The sequence below is a fragment of the Pseudomonas sp. genome, assembly GCF_050739995.1.
Taxonomy (GTDB): Bacteria; Pseudomonadota; Gammaproteobacteria; order Pseudomonadales; family Pseudomonadaceae; genus Aquipseudomonas.
Genome location: NZ_JBOICG010000072.1, coordinates 1 through 2251, shown reverse-complemented (window position 1 = coordinate 2251; position 2251 = coordinate 1). Strand labels below are relative to the sequence as shown.

Sequence of the window (2251 nt, the reverse complement as noted above, 5' to 3'; positions counted from 1 at the left end):
CCAGCCCCCTCCAGACACCTACGCTCGGCCTCCTGAAGTCGCGAAGTTACGGGCGGCGCCTGCGCTGGCGTATCTTCGAAATCTGATTCTGGCAGAGGCAGGCTGATGCCATCGCGGGACAAGCCCGCTGGCAAAGCGAGTACCGATTCGCTCTTGATCTTGATCTTCATGCACGCAAGTTCAGGCGCCGCAGATCGCGACTTCAGGAGGCCGAGCGAAGGTGCCTGTAGGGGCAGTGCGCAGCACCTTCGGCGTTAGCCGAAGACGCGAGCCGTAGACTTGGCGTAGCAAGTCGTAGGCCGCGTGGCCCCGGAAGGCGCCGTAGCGAGGGGACCCGGAGCGCAGCGTAGGGCCGTATGCAGGAGCAAGCGGTTTTGCCTACTTTTCCCAAGAGAAATCTATGGTCACCCCCTTTTTTGCAATACTGATTAACGGATGAAATGGGTGGCTTAAAATCTATCCGGCGTCTTTTGGGCTCGTATCCCGCGCCACGATGAGTGTTCGCGCCTGACGATCCTTAAAAAGTAGGCGGCTTCGTTGAGCCAAATTCTCTTCCAGGATCATCGTCAGGCCGATCAGCCGTTTATTTCATCTGTTCTTCAGCTTTCGCAAAACCTGATGTTGATGATGGTGAAGCACTGCGCGGTACCGCAGGGTCAGACGCTCATAACGTCTGGCCCTGTTTCATATCGGGTGTGTCGAGCGGTGATTGCCCACGCGATACGTGCAAGTTTGTTAGCCAGAGCGCAAGCCACCACATTCGAGTGTCGCCGCATTGACAGCCTCCGCACCCATTCGGCTAACGGGCCTTTCTGGTGGTTCAGGTGCAGCATGTACACACGCGCACATTGCACCAGCAAGCTCCGAAGGTGCTTGTCTCCGCGCTTGCTGATCCCTTGTAGGTTAGGTCTGCCGCCGGTACTGAACTGTTTCGGCACCAAGCCCACCGATGCTGCGAAATCGCGACTAGAGCCATATTGCTGGCCATCGCCCATTTCCACAGCCAGAAGGCTGGCGGTGATCGGCCCGACGCACGGGATGCTCAGCAAGCGACTGCCTAGATCATCGTCAGCCAGCTGGCACTCCAGCTCTTTGTCCAGCATCTTGATTTGCTCGTCCAGGTAGACAAAGTGGTCGTGTAGGCGCTGCAACAGCGTGGCGAGTCGGACGGGAAGGTCGTGCTCCTCGGCAATAGCGGCAAGGCGTTTTACTATTGCCAGACCGGTCGGCAGGCTGATGCCGAACTCGAGAAGAAAACCATGCATCTGATTCACCGCTTTGGTCCGGTCGCGGATCAGCGACTCGCGCATGCGGTGTGACACTGAAAGTATCTGTCGATCCTGTGTCTTGGGTGAGACGAAGCGCATCGTGGGACGAGAGGCTGCTTCACATATTGCTTGAGCATCAACAAAATCATTCTTGTTGCTCTTGACGAAAGGTCGCACGAACTGGGGAGAAATAAGCTTGGTTTCGTGCCCCATGGCCTTCAGCTCGCGGGCAAGGTAATGCGCTCCAGCGCAGGCCTCCATCACTACTACACACGCGGGATGGTTGGAGAAAAAACGCATCATCTGTTGCCGTGAGCACTTTTTGCGCAGTACTTCTCGGCCCGCTTTATCTTGGCCGTGCAAGTGAAAAGAGTGTTTGCCGATGTCGATGCCGATTAACGCTGCGTCGTTCATGGTGATGGCCTCCAGAGTAAAAACACCCTGCGAAAGCTTAGGCTCCGCAGGGTGCCGGGGTGACCATCTCATTAAGTAGGCCGCCGTAAAGGCGGAAGGGGCCAGTAGCGGCGCCACAGCGAATGGATAAGCTCCCATCCGAAGTCCAGTCCAGTCCCAAGATCATACTCCCCAGGATTCCGTGAAGAGCCTAAAAAATGGAGGGCATCCATTGCCCTCCCCTCCACTGTCCACGCTCCCTGCAACCGTACTAATCAGGACCTCAAGTGGCCAGAATGAAGTCTGCGGCAGTGACGGTTGTTGCGTCGGCCACACCTACCAGGCGGATGGAGTCAGGTCCTGCGTAGCTGAGCAAGGTATCCGCACCGACATCGGTGATGATGACGATGCCGGCAAAGGTCGCAGCAGTGACGCCGAACGCGGAAATATCGAGCCGGTCCTGGCCTCCCACCGCGTTGGCATCGAAGCCGATGATCTGATCGGTCCCGAAGCCCGCTGCGAACATGAAGATATCGTTGCCACTGCTGGCAACCATCATGTCGTTGCCGGCACCGCCAGTGACCGTATTG

Annotated in this window: 1 protein-coding gene and 1 pseudogene; both read right to left on the bottom strand. The window is 57.3% G+C overall.

Features of this window, described 5'->3' with window-relative positions; genetic code table 11:
* Positions 1–656 precede the first annotated feature (656 nt).
* Positions 657–1682 carry an IS110 family transposase gene (locus ACRESD_RS02525; RefSeq protein ID WP_431749481.1) on the bottom strand — a complete coding sequence of 342 codons (1026 nt, stop codon included), beginning with the start codon at positions 1680–1682 and terminating at the stop codon, positions 657–659.
* 262 nt (positions 1683–1944) lie between these two features.
* Positions 1945–2251: pseudogene (locus ACRESD_RS02520) on the bottom strand (hypothetical protein); the annotation flags it as partial.